Origin of the sequence: Pseudoalteromonas sp. UBA6610 (assembly GCF_002433295.1) — a bacterium.
Lineage (GTDB): Bacteria > Pseudomonadota > Gammaproteobacteria > Enterobacterales > Alteromonadaceae > Pseudoalteromonas > Pseudoalteromonas atlantica.
In genome coordinates, this window is the sequence record NZ_DJHW01000055.1 from 20,838 (window position 1) to 38,726 (window position 17,889).

General features: G+C 42.1%; 13 protein-coding genes. 5 read left to right on the plus strand and 8 right to left on the minus strand.

Features of this window, described 5'->3' with window-relative positions; genetic code table 11:
* Window positions 1–31 precede the first annotated feature (31 nt).
* Together B4F91_RS07115 and B4F91_RS07120 are read left to right on the plus strand one after the other, a co-directional pair.
* On the plus strand, window positions 32–2,104 hold the full coding sequence (locus B4F91_RS07115) for a catalase (protein ID WP_286938821.1): 2,073 nt from the start codon (window positions 32–34) through the stop codon (window positions 2,102–2,104).
* Window positions 2,105–2,210: 106 nt separating this feature from the next.
* Window positions 2,211–2,681: a GFA family protein gene (locus B4F91_RS07120; protein ID WP_286938822.1), complete on the plus strand. Its 471-nt coding sequence runs from the start codon at window positions 2,211–2,213 to the stop codon at window positions 2,679–2,681.
* Between the two features lie 65 nt (window positions 2,682–2,746).
* Here the strand turns inward: B4F91_RS07120 and B4F91_RS07125 are convergent, their stop codons facing one another.
* Window positions 2,747–3,763, minus strand: coding sequence for a substrate-binding domain-containing protein (locus tag B4F91_RS07125; protein ID WP_029772924.1), 1,017 nt, complete (start codon window positions 3,761–3,763; stop codon window positions 2,747–2,749).
* A 170-nt stretch (window positions 3,764–3,933) separates the two neighbouring features.
* On the opposite strand from B4F91_RS07125, the gene B4F91_RS07130 reads away from it, so the two are divergent.
* Entirely contained in the window at window positions 3,934–4,407 is a 474-nt protein-coding gene (locus B4F91_RS07130) for a VOC family protein (protein ID WP_286938824.1), read from the plus strand.
* A 31-nt stretch (window positions 4,408–4,438) separates the two neighbouring features.
* On the opposite strand, the gene B4F91_RS07135 is transcribed toward B4F91_RS07130, so the two are convergent.
* The 3 genes from B4F91_RS07135 to B4F91_RS07145 form a co-directional block, all read right to left on the minus strand.
* Window positions 4,439–5,206, minus strand: a complete 768-nt coding sequence (locus tag B4F91_RS07135) for a DUF6515 family protein (RefSeq protein ID WP_121637922.1) — start codon at window positions 5,204–5,206, stop codon at window positions 4,439–4,441.
* A 437-nt stretch (window positions 5,207–5,643) separates the two neighbouring features.
* The gene (locus B4F91_RS07140) at window positions 5,644–6,939 is read right to left on the minus strand and encodes a YHYH protein (protein WP_286938826.1); all 1,296 of its coding nucleotides are present in this window, start codon (window positions 6,937–6,939) and stop codon (window positions 5,644–5,646) included.
* A 299-nt stretch (window positions 6,940–7,238) separates the two neighbouring features.
* The gene (locus B4F91_RS07145; RefSeq protein ID WP_039972407.1) at window positions 7,239–8,135 is read right to left on the minus strand and encodes a LysR family transcriptional regulator; all 897 of its coding nucleotides are present in this window, start codon (window positions 8,133–8,135) and stop codon (window positions 7,239–7,241) included.
* A gap of 172 nt (window positions 8,136–8,307) precedes the next feature.
* Here B4F91_RS07145 and B4F91_RS07150 point away from each other — a divergent pair, with 172 nt between their 5' ends.
* Both B4F91_RS07150 and B4F91_RS07155 read left to right on the plus strand, forming a co-directional pair.
* On the plus strand, window positions 8,308–9,645 hold the full coding sequence (locus B4F91_RS07150) for an MATE family efflux transporter (protein ID WP_286938828.1): 1,338 nt from the start codon (window positions 8,308–8,310) through the stop codon (window positions 9,643–9,645).
* 167 nt (window positions 9,646–9,812) lie between these two features.
* Window positions 9,813–10,340: an acyloxyacyl hydrolase gene (locus B4F91_RS07155; RefSeq protein WP_024033246.1), complete on the plus strand. Its 528-nt coding sequence runs from the start codon at window positions 9,813–9,815 to the stop codon at window positions 10,338–10,340.
* 16 nt (window positions 10,341–10,356) lie between these two features.
* Here the strand turns inward: B4F91_RS07155 and B4F91_RS07160 are convergent, their stop codons facing one another.
* The 4 genes from B4F91_RS07160 to B4F91_RS07175 all read right to left on the minus strand — a co-directional run bounded on the left by B4F91_RS07160 (window position 10,357) and on the right by B4F91_RS07175 (window position 17,743).
* On the minus strand, window positions 10,357–11,424 hold the full coding sequence (locus B4F91_RS07160) for a cytochrome-c peroxidase (protein WP_286938830.1): 1,068 nt from the start codon (window positions 11,422–11,424) through the stop codon (window positions 10,357–10,359).
* Window positions 11,417–14,095: a porin gene (locus B4F91_RS07165; protein WP_286938831.1), complete on the minus strand. Its 2,679-nt coding sequence runs from the start codon at window positions 14,093–14,095 to the stop codon at window positions 11,417–11,419. Before B4F91_RS07165 ends, B4F91_RS07160 begins: the two co-directional genes overlap by 8 nt.
* 16 nt (window positions 14,096–14,111) lie before the next feature.
* Entirely contained in the window at window positions 14,112–16,856 is a 2,745-nt protein-coding gene (locus B4F91_RS07170) for an Ig-like domain-containing protein (RefSeq protein WP_096042266.1), read from the minus strand.
* A 194-nt stretch (window positions 16,857–17,050) separates the two neighbouring features.
* Entirely contained in the window at window positions 17,051–17,743 is a 693-nt protein-coding gene (locus tag B4F91_RS07175) for a hypothetical protein (protein WP_235207540.1), read from the minus strand.
* Window positions 17,744–17,889: the final 146 nt, after the last annotated feature.

The following is a 17,889-nucleotide window of genomic DNA, read 5'->3' on the forward strand; positions in this document are numbered from 1 at the left end:
CCATTAAATCAAATTGTATGAAGGACTAAACATGGCTGAATCATTTAAATACTCAGGCAATAAAGGGCATGGTGGCGAATTACATCAAAAGGCTTCTGATGAATACCCAACGATGACCACCGCGCAAGGGTGCCCTGTTAGCGACGATCAAAACTCATTACGTGCAGGCAAGCGCGGCCCAGGTTTATTAGAAGATCATGTAATGCGCGAAAAGCTGTTTCACTTTGATCACGAACGCATTCCAGAGCGTGTGGTACATGCCAGAGGCTACGGTGCTCATGGTTATTTTGAAACCTACGACACGCTTGAAGATTTAACCTGTGCTGATATTTTTCAGCGCAAAGGTGAAAAAACACCGGTATTTGCACGGTTCTCAACTGTGGCAGGGAATAAAGGGTCTCCCGATTTAGCACGTGATGTTCGCGGGTTTGCTGTTAAATTTTACACCCAAGAAGGAAACTGGGATTTAGTGGGTAACAACATACCTGTATTTTTTATTCAGGATGCGATGAAGTTTCCTGATTTAATTCACTCAGCTAAGGCTGAACCAGACCGTGGTTTTCCACAAGCGCAAACCGCGCACGATAACTTTTGGGACTTTGTGAGCTTATCGCCTGAGTCAATTCATATGATTATGTGGGCCATGTCAGATAGAGCCATACCGCGCTCTTTACGCTTTATGGAAGGCTTTGGTGTTCATACCTTTAAATTTATTAATGCAAATGGCGATGAAAAATTTGTTAAGTTTCATTGGAAACCAAAAGCCGGTATGCAGTCAGTAGTGTGGAACGAAGCACTTAAACTTAATGGTGCAGACCCTGATTTTCATCGCAGAGACATGTGGGAATCTATTGGTAAAGGCGACTTCCCAGAGTGGGAGCTAGGTGTACAAGTGTTTGATCAGCAATTTGCTGATGAATTTGAATTTGATGTTTTTGATGCCACCAAGCTTATACCTGAAGAGCAAGTACCCTTAAAAATTGTGGGCCGCATGGTGCTTGACCGTGTAGTTGATAACTTTTTTGCAGAAACAGAGCAAGTTGCTTTTTGTACTCAGAACATTGTACCTGGGCTTGATTTTACACCCGACCCATTACTGCAAGGGCGTAACTTTTCGTATTTAGATACTCAAACCAAACGCTTAGGCGGTCCTAACTTTACGCATATTCCGGTTAATGCGCCTAAATGCCCAATGCGTCATTTTCAACAAGATGGCCACATGGCAATGCATAACCCTAAAGGGCGTGCTAACTACGAGCCAAACTCGTGGAGCGGCGATGAGCATAACCCCCGTGAATGCCCAGTGCATGGCTTTAAAAGCTCAAGCGAGCCAGAAGTAAGCGGTGGAGATAAGCTGCGTTATCGCTCAGAAACATTTAGCGATCACTACAGCCAAGCGCGCCAATTTTACTTAAGCCAAACAGAAGTAGAGCAAGCGCACATTCAATATGCGTTTGTATTTGAGCTTTCAAAAGTAGAGCACGTGCCGATTCGCGAGCGTGTGGTTTCGCACTTATTAAATGTAGATAACACATTAGCGCAAGAAGTTGCAAAAGGCCTGCGCCTGCAAGATATGCCAGAGCCGGCTGAAGCTGCTATGCCAACGCGTAACGATTTACCTGTATCGGATGCGCTAAGTATTTTAAAAAATGCGCCAGATACCTTTAAAGGTCGTAAGTTAGGTATTTTAGTGAGCGATGGCTTTGATGCTGATATTTTTAATTCGGTTACAAATGCCTTAGACGCTGAAGGTGCTAACTACGAAATTGTTGCCGCACAAGTAGGGGGTGCATGTTGTAGTAAAGGTAAGCATGTAGCAGCGGATCAAGTAATTAATGGCGGCCCTTCGGTGCTTTACGATGCGGTGATGGTACTTGCAACGCAAGAGGGCGCTAAGAAGCTTGCTGGTATTCCTGAGGCAAAAGACTTTGTGAGCGATGCGTTCGCGCACATGAAATACATAGGCTACACAAAAGATGCCATGGCATTATTTGAAGCCGCAGGGCTTGATGGTAAAGCCGACGATGGTTGGATAGATTTAAACATGCACTCTGCAGATAAATTTATTGAAACATTGCGCAATTTAAGATTTTGGCAGCGTTAGAACAAAACGCTTTAGCAAATAAAAACCACACCCAGTAAAGGGTGTGGTTTTTTTATGGCTAACTGGTTATGGTATTAACTCTAAACAGTAACTAATTGGATTTATTATGAAGCTTAAAGGCGCTTGTCACTGTGGCAAAGTAACGTTTAGTGTGAGCTCTAAACACCCTTATCCTTATAACTTATGTTACTGCTCTATTTGTCGTAAAACGGCCGGCAGTGGCGGGTTTGTTATAAATTTGAGCGCACAATACAGCACGCTTGAGGTTACAGGGCGTGAACATATTACTGTTTATCATGCCAAAGTGGGTGATAAAACCAGCCCCGCTGAGCGCCATTTTTGTAAGCACTGCAGCAGTAACTTGTGGTTATATGATTCGCGATGGCCTGAGCAAGTTCATCCCTTTGCTGGGGCAATAGACAGCGAATTACCCATACCGCCAGAGCGCACCCACTTAATGCTTGCCAGTAAGGCTAATTGGGTTACCCCGCATATCCAAAAGAATGATAAACAGTTTGATGAATACCCCGATGAAAGCATTGCAGCGTGGCACCAACGCTTAAACTTAGAGCAATAATACGCTGGCTAAAGTGCGCTGCATCGTACTTAAAAGGGCATACCCCCAGTTAATGGGGTAAAATTTTAATGATTAACAGTGCACTGTGAGGCGTTACTTTGTGTACAGTAATGAAAGTCGGTGTAGTAGTGAGATTGCGCAGGCTTTTTATTATATAAAATGTAGTCGTGCATTAGCTTGGTGCTCAAGCGGCCCATTTCAAAAGGGTTTTGCCCTATGTTAGCCGAAGAGAGGCCCCTGCTTAACACATTGAGCTGTATTTCTTCTGTATCGGCAGAAACAATAATAATGTCTTTATCGGCAATACGTTGCTTAAAAGGCGCTAAGGCATTTACGTAATGAGGGTTAAATTGTGCAAACCCCGCCACAGCTAAAAAAATGGGTGGGTTGTCCATTTTTAATAAATGCATTAACTGCTTTAGTGACTCTTCGCGCTTACCTAAACTAAATAAGGGGCAGCGACTATGTTCGCGCCAGCCGTTTTTACCTGATAGGTGCGCTGTCGCTTGATCAGACAGCGCGTACCTAACCCCAGCAATACGCTTGTTTAAATTAGGGGTTGTATGGTGCCCCGACTGCATGCAAAGCGTATTATTTGCTTTGTTGGTCAGTTTTTTTACTTGCTCGCCTAAGGCAACGCCAAAGTCGAAGTTGTTACTGCCAACGTAGGCTAGGCGGTACTGTTGGTGTTTTTCAAGCAGATCAGAATCAAACGTTATAACAGGAATGTTTTTACTTTTAAGCGCCATTAATGAACGAGTGACCAAATGCTGAGAATCGGTTGTTGCTACAATTAACCCATCTATTTTTTGATCAACTAACCTATTAATGACCATAGATTGGCTACGAATGTCTTGAAAGTCTTTTGGTCCATCGTACTTGCATTCTATTTCTGGGTGCTCACTACTAAAGTGCAAGCAGCCTTTAAAGGCTTGCTGATAAAAGGAGTCGTTTTTTGTTTTACCTACAATGGCAATCACAACTTTAGCCACGCTTTGGTGGGCAAATAAAGCACACCAGCTTAAAACTAAATACTTCAGAACTTTATACTTTTTAGCGGCTAGGCTAATTTTAGCTAACATTATAAAAGTCCTAAGCAAGTAAAAGTAAGATATATATTACAGCTAGTATAGTTATTGACCACAAATTGGCTAATTTATTTATAGTAACTTAAATGAGTTAACACGTTGAAAGAAGTGTTTTTAACCTATAGGCTAAATGCATACACCCATAAAAAATAATGGAGAGCGTTATGACTGTTTCAGCAATTCCCAAAGGGTTTAGTTCGGTAACACCGTACTTAATTATAGAAGGTGCTCAGCAAGCTATTTGTTTTTATCGTGATGCATTTAATGCGCAGTTAGTAATGCAAATGCCGCTGCCAGAGGGCGGTATAGCCCATGCTGAAATTATAATTGGCGACTCGCATATTATGATTTCGGACTCATGCCCGGATGAGTCATTTAAAAGCCCCAATGCACTTGGTGGCACACCGGTTAGTTTAATGCTTTACGTAGAGGATGTAGACAGCGTATTTAAAAAGGCAATTGAACTTGGCGCTATAGAAGTACGCCCAGTGCACGACCAGTTTTATGGTGATAGAGCCGGCACCCTACAAGACCCATTCGGGCATATTTGGACCATAGGCACCCATAAAGAAGATTTAAGTGAGCAAGAAATTAACCAAAGAATGGCCGACTTAATGTCAAAAGAGCAAGATGCATAAAGCAGCTTGCCCTGCGTTTGAGCTAAATTGTTTACCCTAAATTTATCGCTAAATATTTTATTTCGTCACCGTTTATTTGCGGTAAAAAATAAATATCTTGGTACTTAAAATATTGTTGATCGTTAATCGTGACAGCCTCTGCTGAAATAGGGAGGGTGTCGTAGGTTTGCCCTAAATCATAATTTTTAGCACTGCCTACCTTAATAGCCTGATTAACCACTATTTTAGGCTCATCAACTACTCTATAACCATTATTATCTGCCACGTAATATACATTTTGGTAGGTATAGTAAGTGGTATTATGGCGTTTAAAGTGTGAATAATGCCTTGGTAGTGAGCGTATTCTTAAGCCTCTTGGTGGCTTAACTACGTGGTAGCCTCTTTTTGCTTTTCTGTAGTAAATACCATCACTAAATGTAAACGTAATGCCATTAAATCTGATTGAAGCACTATTGCGCGGTAAATGATTAAAATAATGCCCAGGCCGGTAGGTCACTACGTTGTGGCGATTATGTTTAAAATAATTACGAGTGCGTTGCTGCTGTTTGTAATGGGCAACTTTGCGCTTTTGCTCTTTGCGGTGCTCGCGTTTGGCTTGTTTGCGCTCTTTACGGTCGTTTTTTTTATATTCTATACGCTGTTTTTTGTCATCGCGGCGCTCATCTCGTTTGTATTCGATGCGTTTTGCGCGCTCATTATTAAAACTTTTTGCGTTTTCTCGCTCATTGGGTGCTGCATATGCAGCGCCAGATACTGCACTTATGGCAAGTAGAGCAGGGAGTAATTGAGTCAGTTTCATACTAGTGCCTCGTGTATGTTGTTACATAACTGGGTTCAATACTAGCGCTTTAAACTGAATGGTAACTGACATGTAACCGATAACAGGGGCGTGTTTACAGCTTTTTACTAACGTTTACTGTTCTTGACACAAGCCAACGTTTTCTCACATTTTTGACGATTTTAGGAACTTTTATAGGCTATAAGTTGCGTAACTAATTGTTACAGCAAGTGCTTTTAACACTAGCCGTAATTTATAATTAGCCTGAATTATTGGATAATAAATCTATCTCGAGCAGCTATTTTCAGTGCTAACCGCGTTTAAATTACTTGCAATAGGCAAGCTATTGACGCGTAAATTTACCTTATTTTCACTGAAAATCTCTGGCTAGAGAAAATAAACTTAAATATCATTATGGTTCAATATGTTAGTAAATCTCTAACCAGAGTTCAGGTTAATTAGCGTTTAGGTTTTTCGGGTAGGGCTGCTTTTAGTTGCTCCGGTGTTACGTTAAGTGCCTTTGCTACAACCGTTAAATCGGCATTAGGGCCGCCGGCTTTTTGCATTGCTTGCATAAGCACTTTTTCGCTAACGCCTAGTTTGTTAGCTGCCTCAGCAAACCCCGGTGGCAACATGCCGCCGTTAGGGCCACCCGCCTTTGGACCGCCACCGCCAGGTGGTTCATGGCGAGTTAATTTAGTGCCTTCAGGTGGCTTAGCCCCTACACCCGCTTGTGCTGTGGTCGTAAAGTTGTTTTGTGCAACCACGCCTTTTAAGCACTTAGGTAAGTTAGGGAATGTATTACTTGCATGGTAGTGGTAAGTAACTATGCCGCTTTCACCCACGGGGCCTGTGTGGCCATTACAGCTATCAAGCTCGGTTGGGGATGTACCATCAATTTCTTGGCTTCCGTAAATTGGGTAGCCATCAAAGCCATAACCAAATAGGGCGCTTGGCTTTTGCGTTAAATTATTACAGTTGGCGTTTACATGTTCGTGTTTATATACGCTGTCTATATCACTAGCGGTGCCGTGGTAGTGGTACCAACCGCCCGGATCAATATGACCTGCGCAGGTATCAAGCGCGGGTAAATGCCCTGTATGTTGCACACTTGGCGCATCCGAAAAAATAGGCACACCCGCAAGCGCTATACCCACTTTAGATACAGTGCCCAACGCTGTTGATTGCTCAGACATAACAGGGTGCAGTGGTAAAAGGGCGGTAATTTCTACGCTTTCATCTACCGATACATTAATACATGCATGTTCAACGGTTGGGCGAATGGTCGCGTTATCAACAATATGCACTTTGCCGTCTTCATCGTAAAAGGTAAAACCTTGCTCGTTAAGCATGGTTAAAAATGCTTTATCTAACCTATATAGCCCCGCATCGGTGCCATCCCAATCCCAAATTCCACCTACGTCGTCGAGTGTTTCTGGGCAAAAAGGGCCGACTTCAATGTTGTCGGGCTGATATTTTAAAACAACCTGGGCACACTGGGTTTGTAAGCCGTTTTCAAGCGTACACTCAACAGTTTGTGGCAGCTTTACCATGGCTTTAATATTAAAATCATCGGTATTAATAAGTGTGTTTTTAGCGCTTTTAGCTTCTGGGGAGGCAGGTGTACTTTCGCTTTTTATCTGCTCGCCACATGCAGTTAAAAGTACCGTGGCACTAAGCAGGCAAAATGCGAGCTTAGTTTTTGTAGTGTTAACGCTAGGCGCTTTTAAACGACTTCGTTTAATTGTTCTCATACTTACCCCAAAACGATTTATATACGAAGGTTTTAGTATGGCAATAAATTGTGCAAATAAAATGAAAGTTTTAAAAGAGTTATTGATATGTTTGAGATGCATGGCTAGCTTTTAATTAACATTATTGGGAGTTGTTATTAAGTTATTTAATAAACTTACACGATTAAATACGAAGTATAAAAGTACAAGTTAGCAACTGCTGTTTTTACTTGCCCAAGGTTTACCAATAAAGCTCCATATATTTAAAGCGCAAAAAGCACAAACCTAGGTTTGTGCTTTTATATTTTACAGTTAAATAATTATATTTTTTCCCAGTAGGGTTCGTCACCAAAGTAGCCGCTAAAGTAGTCTATAAAGGCCCTTACTTTTGGCGCTAATAAACGCGAACTTGGGTAAACACTCCAAATAGCGGTGTCGGATGCAAGTGGGTAGTCTTGTAAAATTTGTACCAGCTCACCACTTTGTAGTTTTTTATAGGCACACCAGCTCGACATTAACGTAATACCTAAGCCTTGCACGCACGCATCGCGCACCGCTTCACCGTTATCAGCTTGTAATACGTTATTGGTTTTAATGTTTTGTGTGCCCTCGGGTGTAATAAACGACCACGTAGTTAAACCATGTAAATTAACACAGGTATGATTTTTTAAATCTTGTGGTGTTGTTGGGGTGCCGTGTTTTGCAAGGTAATTAGGCGATGCGCAAATTAAGCGTTTATCGCGGGCAACCTTTCGGGCTATAAGGGTTGAGTCGTTAAGGGCGGCGTCGCGTATTGCTATATCAAAACCGCCGCCGACCATATCAATAATGCTATCGCTTAAGCGTAAATCAATTGTCAGGTCGGGGTATTGCTCAATAAATCCAGCCAATGCAGGAATAATATGCATACGCCCGAACGAAGCAGGGGCGGTAATGCGCAATTTTCCTTGTGGAGTTACACTGCCAATACCTACCGAGGCGCGTGCCATTTCAACATTGGCAAGCACTTCCTCGGCGTGGGGTAAAAAAGCTTGGCCCTCTTCGGTTAGCGATACTTTTCGGGTTGTACGATGAATAAGTTTAACGCCGAGCGTTTCTTCAAGCTTATTCATTTGGGCACTAGAAACCGCAGCCGACAAACCTAACTCCTTGCCAGCTAAGCTAATATTGTGTGTTGTTGCGATTCTGACAAACAGATTTAAATGGGCAATGTTCATTATCAAATTTTTCAATAAACTGATTATTTAAACAACTATATTATCAATACTTAGTTGTGTAAATATACTAGCAGCTTATTCATTGTGACTTTTCCTGTGGCGCTTACTATAAGCGCCTTTTTTTTCGGTATTTTTCTCGTTTAAATTTTTAAGTTTAGAGTGAGCCTGCCTTATGAGCCGTAATACATCATTACTTTTAAAGTATTTATTTAAGCAAACTTGGCCTATGTTGGTTGGCTTGTTTTCTATTATGGGAAGCCAGCTGGTTGATAGTATTTTTATTGCTAAGCTAGGCGCTGAGCCGCTCGCTGTAGTTGCCTTTAGTATTGCTATTTTCCAGGTAATTGTGGGAGTACAAGTAGGCTTAGGTATTGCGGCAACTGCGACCATTTCTACTGCACTTGGGGAAAATAAAGTTAACTATGCACGCTACTTAGGTAGTTTAATCGTACTTATTGGCACCGTAATAGTAACGCTATTGTGCTTGGCATTGTGGCTTTTTCAGCAGCCTATAATTTTAGCGCTGGGTGCAACGCCTTCGTTATTTAATTTAACCGAGCTTTACTGGTTGCCTTGGTTAATAAGCTGCTGGCTTGGAGCGCTGCTTTATTTTGGTTACAGTATTTGCCGTGCCCATAACGAAACCTTATTGCCTGGGCGAATTATGGTGCTAACCAGTGTGTTAAATATAGCGCTCGATCCATTGTTTATGTTTACCTTTGATATGGGTTTAGCGGGTGCTGCATGGGCAAGCTGTGTTGCTTTTGCAATAGGCTTAGCAGTGGTGTTTTACACGCTTATTAAACGAGAACTTGTAACCTTTGATGTTTTAAAAAACCGCACCGAGCAGGCAATAAAAGCCATTGCAAAAATGATGGCACCGGCTTTACTTTCACAGTTTATTCCGCCTATTTCAGCCATGATAGTAACTGCACTGATTGCCGCGTATGGTGGGTTCGCTGTAGCAGCTTGGGGGCTTGCAAACCGTATTGAATATATTGCGATTATTTTAATTTTAGCGCTTACCATGGCGCTGCCCCCCATTGTTGGAAATTTAAAAGGGCGGGGCGAGCTTAGGCAAATATTAAGCGTAGTAAAACTTGCGTGCGGTTTTGTAATTGGCATACAAATTTTATTAGCGGTTATTATGCTAGGTGTGGCTAACCCGCTTGCAAATGCGCTTAGCAATAATAGTGAAATAGTAGCTAACCTAACAGATTACTTTGCATTTGTGCCCCTGAGCTACGCGGCTTTGGGTGTATGTATGATCACGGTATCGGTATGTAACGCGCTGGGCTTTGCGACCACGGCCTTATTTATCTCCATATTGCGGCTATTTTTGTGTTACTTACCACTACTTTGGTTAGGCTCGTATTTTTACGGTTTAACAGGGTTATTTATCGGTATGGCATGCGGTAATACCTTGTCGGGTATTGTGGGTTGGCAGCTTTTTAAGCAGCAATATAAGCGATTAACAACACACGTTAGCGTGCGCTCAAGCACTGTTTAATTATCAATATATTGAAGAAAGTTATTCCACTTAAATTGCAATTATCAAAATAGTTAAATGCAATTAGTATGCACCTCATTGAATCATTGCTTAATCTATAGCAGCTAAATTTGCTGTGTTTAGGTCAAGCAATTGCAATAAAAATAGAGCTGCTTGAGGTGAATAACATGAAACTTTATAAATTGTTTTTAATAGCTATAACGCTATACGCAGGCGCTGCAACGGCTGCACAAGATTACTTTTCGATGAGCTATATTCAAGGTGAAGGAGACGTGCGAGGGATTAAGGTGGCTTATCAATATGCCTTAGATTACCAAATAGAAGGCTTTGAAGAGCTAGAGATTTACCTAGAAGCCAATGCTAACTTTTTTGAATACGATGACCCAAAACGCTACGACGCTAATTTAGGCTTATCGCTTTCGCCTGTTATTTTTTATCCTATTGGCAGTATTGCTGGGAACCGCGTTTTTGCCGAGTTTGGTATTGGTTTAAGCCTATTAGACGACACTAAATTTGCGGGAAAAAACATAAGCACACATTACCAGTTTGAAGACCGCCTAGGCATTGCCATGAAATTTGGTGAGGCTGAGCAACACAGCGTGTCGCTTAAGTATTTTCATTATTCAAACGCTGGTATTAAAAAGCCTAACCCAGGCCTCGATTTTATATCGCTAAGCTACTCGCGCGCACTTTAGGTGAGTTGCTTACTATTTATAATATGCGTAAAAATGCCACTAGGTCGGCTTGTTCTTGCTTGGTTAAATTAAGCTTTATAAGCAGGTCGGTGGTTTTAGGGAAGTGTGGGTCGTTTAGTTGGTTTTTTCGTGGTCTGGGCCTTACTCCGCCATGGTTATATAAGGCGACAATGCCGGCCAAATCGTCAAATAAGCCGTTATGCATCCACGGGAATGTTTGCATTAACCCTAATAGCGATGGGGTTCTAAATTGGCCAATATGCTCAGGGTTGTGGGTGGCATCGTAGCGGCCTTTATCTTCAAAACGGCGGCCGTAATAATGCAGCCCTGTGCCATGGAATTGGTTGTCGCTAAGTAGTGCGCCGTTATGGCAAGTCATGCATTTAGCTTTAGTTCTAAATAGGTGCAGGCCATTTAACTCACTATCACTTAGGCTACTAACTGCTTGCTGTGGATTTTTATTAAGCTGCGTTAAAAAAGTTTTATAGCGGCTATTTGGCGCTGCTAATGTGCGCTCAAACGCAACTAAGGCTTTAGCCATTTGCTCAGTGGTTAACGTGCTGCTATTAAAAGCGCTTTTATTAAATGCTCGGTAACTCTTATCTTTATTTACTCGGGCTAAAGCTATTTTTGGATCTAAGTCCATTTCAATTGGGTTTTCTATTGGCATAAGCGCTTGCTGCTCAGCGGTGCTTGCGCGTCCATCCCAAAAAAAATGTTGCCATTGATCAATACCAAAAATAGCGGGGGTGTTACGCGTGCCTATTTGCTCGTCAATGCCTATGGCTGTTGTACGGCCATCATGAAAGCCTTTGTCGCGTTCATGGCAGGTTGCGCAGCTAACGGTATTATTACGTGAAAGCTGCACATCGTGAAAAAGCTTATCGCCTAGTGCAACGTGCTCAGGTTTAGGCGATGCTACAGGCAAAAGCGACATGGGCTCAACGCTTCTTCCGTCACTGGTTTGAATAGCAGGCCAATGAGCTTGGCCTTTACTATAAAGTGAGCGTAAATCGTTACTACTTGTTGATTTGGCGTTTAAGCTAAATGAGCACAGTAAAAAAATGCTTAATAACCTAATCATAGTTATAGCTAACTCCTACCCAAAACATACGCCCGGGCTCAATACCTGATGCTCCTTCGTTTACTGTGTAAGTGCGGGCATTTAATAAATTAGAAATATCCGCTCTTATGTCAATAGATTGGGTTTTTGTGAGGTTATGGCTATAGCGTAAACTTAGCCCTAGCATGGTTCTGGCGCGTATTTCTTGCTCTTCGTATACATCAACTAAGCTTGATTCTACAGGGCAACTTGTACAGCTTTGCTCAAGCCCAATACTTTCGCTAGCCCCGGTACTTACCGCGCTGGTGTAGCTGTCACTGTAGGTAACATTTAAGCCTGTACTAAATGAGCTGTTCCAATCAACATTCCAGCCAAGCGCACCTGACACTGGGGTGCCAAAGTTGGTGCGTATTTGCTCTAGCTGCCCAAGCGTTACAAGCTCGCCTTCGCCTTGTGCATTGAGATAATAAACGAGTTCATCAAGGGGGGTATTTTCTGCACTAGCGCTGTATTCGTCGTTTGAAACTTTGTTTTCAGCATAGGAGGCATTGGCCCATAAAGAGTGTTTACCAAATTGTGCACTCCACGAGATAGAGTAGCGCTCTGAGCTGCCATCACCCTCGTTAGTCATATAAATGTATTTATAGCCATCACTAGCTGCTTCTTCATCGGTAACTTGAGAAAATTGCTGATGCTTTTTACGTTTTACATATTTGAGAGATATATTGCCTGCTTTTTCAAATGAATGCGCAATGCCTAATGCGAGTTCGTCATCGTAGGGGGTATTTACATCATCAAAGCGGTATTTAAACGCGCCGGTGTAGTTAGACGGTAGCCACCCTTGAAGGTAGCCGTTTTCAATTGGGCGGTACTCTCGGTATGAAAAACGCTGCTGCTCTTTTACTTTATAACCAATAATGGCTGAGTCGTAATAGCGGTTAACCCCTGCGCTAATAATAGTGCGGTTGTTGTTAAATACATCGTAACCAAGGGATAGACGTGGCGCAATATTGTGATTAGCTAAAAAGTCATCGTATTCATAGCGCATACCTAAATTTAAGCTTAATTGCCCTAAGGTGATGCTATCTGTTGCATAAAACGAGGCGCGATTTAACGCTACATTTATATACTCTGCTGGGGTTACTAAGCGGCCATTAAAATACTGCGCGGTGGCTGTTACATTGTTGCTGTACGCTGTTATGTGATCTTGGTTGTTAAAATCAATTTCGCCCCCTAGCTGCGCTGCAAGTTCGTCAATAGATATAGTGGTTTCAAGCGCTTGGCAGTCAAGCGTGTAACCACTGCAATTAAGTGGTGTACTAGCGCTAGACCATATAATAGGGGAGTCGTAGTTGTAGCTATTTTGTATGCGTTCGCGCTCTACTTCTTGGCGAATAAGCTCTATACCGGCCTTAATATTATGCTCAGTTCCTGCAAATTCAAATGAATTGAAATTTAGCGTGTTTTTCCAGCTGGTGGTGTATTGGGTGTTATCTAAAGCGCCATAGCCTCCTTGGCGAGAGTAGCGCGTTTGCGCATCGCCTTGGTCGGCATATTGTCCCCAATCTTTGCCTTTAGCTTGCAGCCAGTTATAAAAGTGCGCTGGGCCTTCTCGGCTGCTATCACTCATACTAAAATTAAGGTTACTGCGCCAGGTTGCAAAATCAAAGTGCTGGGTAAGTGATGCGACCGCGCCTACGGCGCCGCCTTCTAAATGGAAGTCGCTGTCTTTGGCGTCGGTTATAAAGTCATCTACTTCGTAAGGTGAATACATTAGAGTTAAATCTAATGCGTCTACCCAGCCATTGCGATAACCATATTTAACAATGGCATTTATGTTTTTACGGCTTTGCGTTTTAACTTCCCCTAACGACAAATCGCTGATGTCGCTGGTTAAGTAACTAACACTCATCATTACGCCATGGCGCTTATTAATTTGTTTATTAGCACGCAGGTTATAGCTGATTTTTTCATACTTAGGCGTTTCAAGTGTGCTTTGATCAACATTTTGCTGAGAGCTGTCTTGATCGGCTTCTATAAAGTGATAACTCCCCCAGCTACTTTGATTACCCCGCACACCAAAGCTAAAACTGTCATTGATAAATACGCTTTTGGTTTTACTATCAACAATGCCACCCGAAAAGCCACCAAACTCAGCCGGAATGTTATGGTCGTACACTGTGATTGATTCAACTACATCGGAGTTTACATTCATGCTTTGCACGCCGCCCGATACATCGTTTGATGAAGAGCTTAAGCGGCTGCTGCTACCCGGGTCTATGCGGTTATTGTAGTTTAGTCCATCTAATGAAAAGCCAGTTTGCCATGGCTGCGCGCCTGAGATTGATATTTCTGGTGCGCTGATTTCTGCCAAACTACCAATAGAGTAAGCCTCGTTGCTTAGCTGTACACCAGGGAGCAATGCAATAAGCTCGTTTATATCGCCGTTGCCTTTAGGTGTGGCATTTATAAAGTCACGATTTAAGTAAGAACGCCCAATAACTTCGGGTACTTCTATGCCTATGTACTGGCCTTTTACTTCAATGTGCTCAAGTGCTTCACAACGCTCTTTTTGCTCATTTTTAAGGTCGTTACATGGCTGTGTTTTTGGTTCGGTCTGCTGTTGCTGCTCTGCGGCGTATACACCCTGAGAAAGCAAAAGCAGACACGCGAGGGTAGTCGGTGTCTGCATTTATTACGGCTCTTAGTTAAATACCTAGTGGGGTAGTGTCTTCGCTATCAATTACGCCATCGTTATCGGCGTCTTGGTCGGCAATTAATCCAGCTAAGGCTATATCTTCATCGCTGGTGTTAGGTAAAAAGAAGTTAGGTAAGCCGTCGTGGTCTGTATCTACGCTGGCAATAGCTATGCCTTTAAAGTCATCACGAGAGGCGACTAAGTTGGTCATGCCTATGTAAAGCTCAAGCTGATCGGCTTCGCCATTAACGCCATTATTTATTAAGCTTTGTGCTTTAGTGGTATCGTTAATTAGCGTAAAACTGTTTACTAAATCTTCCATGTTGTCGGCAATAATTGTATCGGCAAAGTTTAAAATAAGAGGCTCAAGTGTATTTAAAAGCGTGCTAGCTTGTGTTTTTGCATTGCTATAGTTTGCTGAAAAATCGCTAATATTCGCCGCGTTAGTGCCCATGCTTGAAAGCATAGAATAACGCTCAAATTCACCTGTTTGAGCTTCCTCTAAGCCAATTACTTCGGCTTTAACAGCGGCTAAAATAGTTTCTAGCTGATCGCTTGTTAATGCATTTAGCTCAGGGGTTATTTCAGTAATAGCATCATTTAAAGTGGTACTTGCCAGTGATGTTTGGTTTGCATTAACTAAGTAACCTAAGGTTTCTAAGCGGGCTTCAAACCTGTCTTCGGTATCTTCATCTAGGGCAATGTAGCTAAGTAGTTGATTGTGTACACCAGCTACTTGCTCCGATAAGCCGCCTTTAATAAGCGATACTATTACTTGATTATGAGCTGCAATTGATGAGGTATTACTTAGCGTACGTATATCGCCTGCATTGAGCGTATTAAGCATGGTTAAGCATTTATTAGCGGCATTTGCTGTATCACCACCGACTTGCGCAGTTAAATCAACTAACAATTTACAGCCCTTGGAACCGGTTAAAAGCGTGGTTGATGATTCTTTGCTTATGTAGTCATCCGAGGCTATAAAGTCGCCAGCATAGGTAAATACTTGCTGTGCTAGATCGTTTCTGCCGGCTTCACTTAAAATTAGGCCTGTGCCAGGGACGTTATCAAGCGATGTTAGCGCTCTAAAAAATTCGTTGTAATCACCATTTTCTGTAAAAAAGCTGCGAGCTTGAGCTGCGGCACTCGTTATATCTTCACCACCAAGCAGGCGATTAGCTATATTAAAACCATACACTTGCTCTTGCGCGTTGTTTATATCGGTTTCGCTGTCTGATAGCGTTATTGCTGGGTTTTCGTCGCTTTGGTAAAGGCCTTCAATTAAGCCTGCTAAAAATTGAATAGGGTAAGTGTAGTTATCTAAAGTAGCGGCGCTATAAGGCGATGCAGAGTATGCGTAGTTACTATCAAAACCCGTTGAACCATACATGGCAAGTACTTGGTTAGTATAGTCTTTTGCCGCTTCAAATTCGCCAGCTCTATAAAGGTATTGCGCAGCCCATGCACCATGTAGCGTTTTGTATTGCTCGTATGGTTGGCCTTCGTATTCGCCGCTACGTACTAGCCTGTAACCTGTTTTTACTGCAAGTTGCGCGTAGTTATTAGCAAGCAATTTGGCTTGCGTTAAATCGCTTTCATCTAGGCTTTGCGCATAGCTTTGTAGGGCGTCATCTATTGATAAGCGTACGCCATTTAAAAAGTAGCCATAGCTTGAGGTGTATTCGTCTTCGCGTACTTGCTCTGCGTATAATGAAATTGTATTTAACAAATTACTTGCTTGCGAAACTTGATCAGCAGCTAAATAGCTTTTTACTAAAGAATAAAGGGCTGATGCGTCTGATGAGGCAATGTTATCAAAGCCTTTATCAGCTAAGTATTGGTTGTAGGCCGCCACCGCTTGGTCACGGTAATCGTTTGCTTGTTCTGTTTGGCCTATTTCGTCTAGTGCTTGTGCCACATCTTTTAGTGCCGAAGAACGCGCTGTTTGCTCGTTTATAAGCGCTAAATAGTCGTTAGCAGTATCTAAAAATCCTGCACGTGCATAGGCCGCAGCTTGGGTTGCGTATACCTCATATCGAGAAAGTTCATCGGCAATATTTGCGCTTAACTCGTCGGCTTGTTTTAAGTGCGACAGACTAGAGCTGTAATAATAATTAAGTTTATCTTCGTTAGTTACATAAGAAGGGCTTAGTGAAATAATTGCAGTTAACGGCTCGCTAATTAGACCATCTGTGTAGCTAATTTCAAATTGCTCATCAATGCTGCTTAGAGATTGAGCCTCATAGGTAAATTCACCCGTGGTGCTATTTATGCTCATTACGCCATTACTCGGTGGTGTTATTAAGCTAATAGTTACGGTGTCGCCATCTAAGTCTTGTGTAGTAATAACCCCTTGAGTGGTGGTTGAAGAGGTAACAAATACATTAGTAGTGAGGAGCTGCGGGGCATCATTAACATTTTCTACGCTAAAACGTATCACTACATTTGCCGTTAAGCTGCCATCGCTTGCGCTAATGGTTGCTGTGTCTTCTCCAAAATAATTACTAAATGGTGTGTAGGTAAATTCACCGTTTGCTTCAACTGCTATGATGCCATTGCTTGGTGCATTGGCAAGCGTATAGCTTAAGGCGTCATCGTCGGTGGCTGTTACTTGGCCTGAAAAAGTGGTGTCTTCGTTTACAGTAAAACTTAAATTAGGTTGAGAAAACTGTGGAGCAGTATTACCAGAGCCCCCGCCACAACCAGCCAACGCAAGCGCGCATAATATTGGGGTAAATTTAATTAGCTTGTTCATTATTGTTAATATTAAAAGTTAATGATGTTGCGAATGATAACGCATATCAATTAGGTTTTAAAGTGTGTAAAGTATTTGTCATATTAATAGTGAGTATCCACAAAGTACTTATAAGGCAGCTAAAACACAAAACCCTGCTATTAACAGGGCTTTATTGTGAGTAAAAATGAGATTAGTAAAGAGGGGGATGGTTATTAGTTTAAGTCGCTAATAATAAGCAGCGGAAAGTTTTTAGCTGAACGAGGTTGCCAATTATTATAGCTAATATTGCTAATTCCAAAATAGTTAAGCACCTTAGGTGAGTACGTCCAGCCACGCGCACGTTGCTTTATGGCGGCGCTGCGTAAACTGGGTTTTAGCCCTACTGTGAGTAGGTCGTGATTTACATTTAGCTTTGTGTAAAAAGCTTTTTCGCGCAAGCTTGCTTTAGCAATTACCTCATCGTAATGGGCGCGTAATGTCTGCCACTTTTGGCTTTTTTGTGGCTCTTTTAAATGCTTTACCATGGCATCAATATCACTATCTAACCACTTAGCTGAGGCTGCATCCCCATGCCAGCCAATAATTGTATTGGGCTCAATTGTAGTAGGGTGGCCAGCAAGCAACACATAATTAGCACACGACGAAAAGCAAAACTGCTTTATGTTTACTGTTAGCTTATGCGCCAAAATTAATTCGGCTAAGTCCATCCCTAAATCTATGTTTCCGCCGCCGCTGGTAATCGTAAATGTATTAATTGTAGGGTTAGTTTTTAAAAGCTCAGCTGCCGTATTGTTATTTTGTTTGTTGATTTGGCCACTGTATATAATGGTTTTATCACTTAAGGTTACTTGAGCCTGCAATAACGTGGGGAGTATTAAAAAAAGGGTAAAAATTAATTTATGCATATGAGTTTTAAGTGAGTATTTTTGCCAAAGGCTACGTAATTTGGCTAAACGAGGCAAATACTAATTTGTCTAAAGTAAGTTAACCCCTTTTAACCCATCCTTAACCCTTGCCCTAATACACTGTGTGTAATGATGTAAATTAGGCA

Bases quoted from the DNA above. Each gene is read 5' to 3' on its own strand.
- B4F91_RS07115 (WP_286938821.1), top strand. From the start codon at position 32: ATGGCTGAATCATTTAAATACTCAGGCAATAAAGGGCATGGTGGCGAA.
- B4F91_RS07120 (WP_286938822.1), top strand. From the start codon at position 2,211: ATGAAGCTTAAAGGCGCTTGTCACTGTGGCAAAGTAACGTTTAGTGTG.
- B4F91_RS07125 (WP_029772924.1), bottom strand. From the start codon at position 3,763: ATGTTAGCTAAAATTAGCCTAGCCGCTAAAAAGTATAAAGTTCTGAAG.
- B4F91_RS07130 (WP_286938824.1), top strand. From the start codon at position 3,934: ATGACTGTTTCAGCAATTCCCAAAGGGTTTAGTTCGGTAACACCGTAC.
- B4F91_RS07135 (WP_121637922.1), bottom strand. From the start codon at position 5,206: ATGAAACTGACTCAATTACTCCCTGCTCTACTTGCCATAAGTGCAGTA.
- B4F91_RS07140 (WP_286938826.1), bottom strand. From the start codon at position 6,939: ATGAGAACAATTAAACGAAGTCGTTTAAAAGCGCCTAGCGTTAACACT.
- B4F91_RS07145 (WP_039972407.1), bottom strand. From the start codon at position 8,135: ATGAACATTGCCCATTTAAATCTGTTTGTCAGAATCGCAACAACACAC.
- B4F91_RS07150 (WP_286938828.1), top strand. From the start codon at position 8,308: ATGAGCCGTAATACATCATTACTTTTAAAGTATTTATTTAAGCAAACT.
- B4F91_RS07155 (WP_024033246.1), top strand. From the start codon at position 9,813: ATGAAACTTTATAAATTGTTTTTAATAGCTATAACGCTATACGCAGGC.
- B4F91_RS07160 (WP_286938830.1), bottom strand. From the start codon at position 11,424: ATGATTAGGTTATTAAGCATTTTTTTACTGTGCTCATTTAGCTTAAAC.
- B4F91_RS07165 (WP_286938831.1), bottom strand. From the start codon at position 14,095: ATGCAGACACCGACTACCCTCGCGTGTCTGCTTTTGCTTTCTCAGGGT.
- B4F91_RS07170 (WP_096042266.1), bottom strand. From the start codon at position 16,856: ATGAACAAGCTAATTAAATTTACCCCAATATTATGCGCGCTTGCGTTG.
- B4F91_RS07175 (WP_235207540.1), bottom strand. From the start codon at position 17,743: ATGCATAAATTAATTTTTACCCTTTTTTTAATACTCCCCACGTTATTG.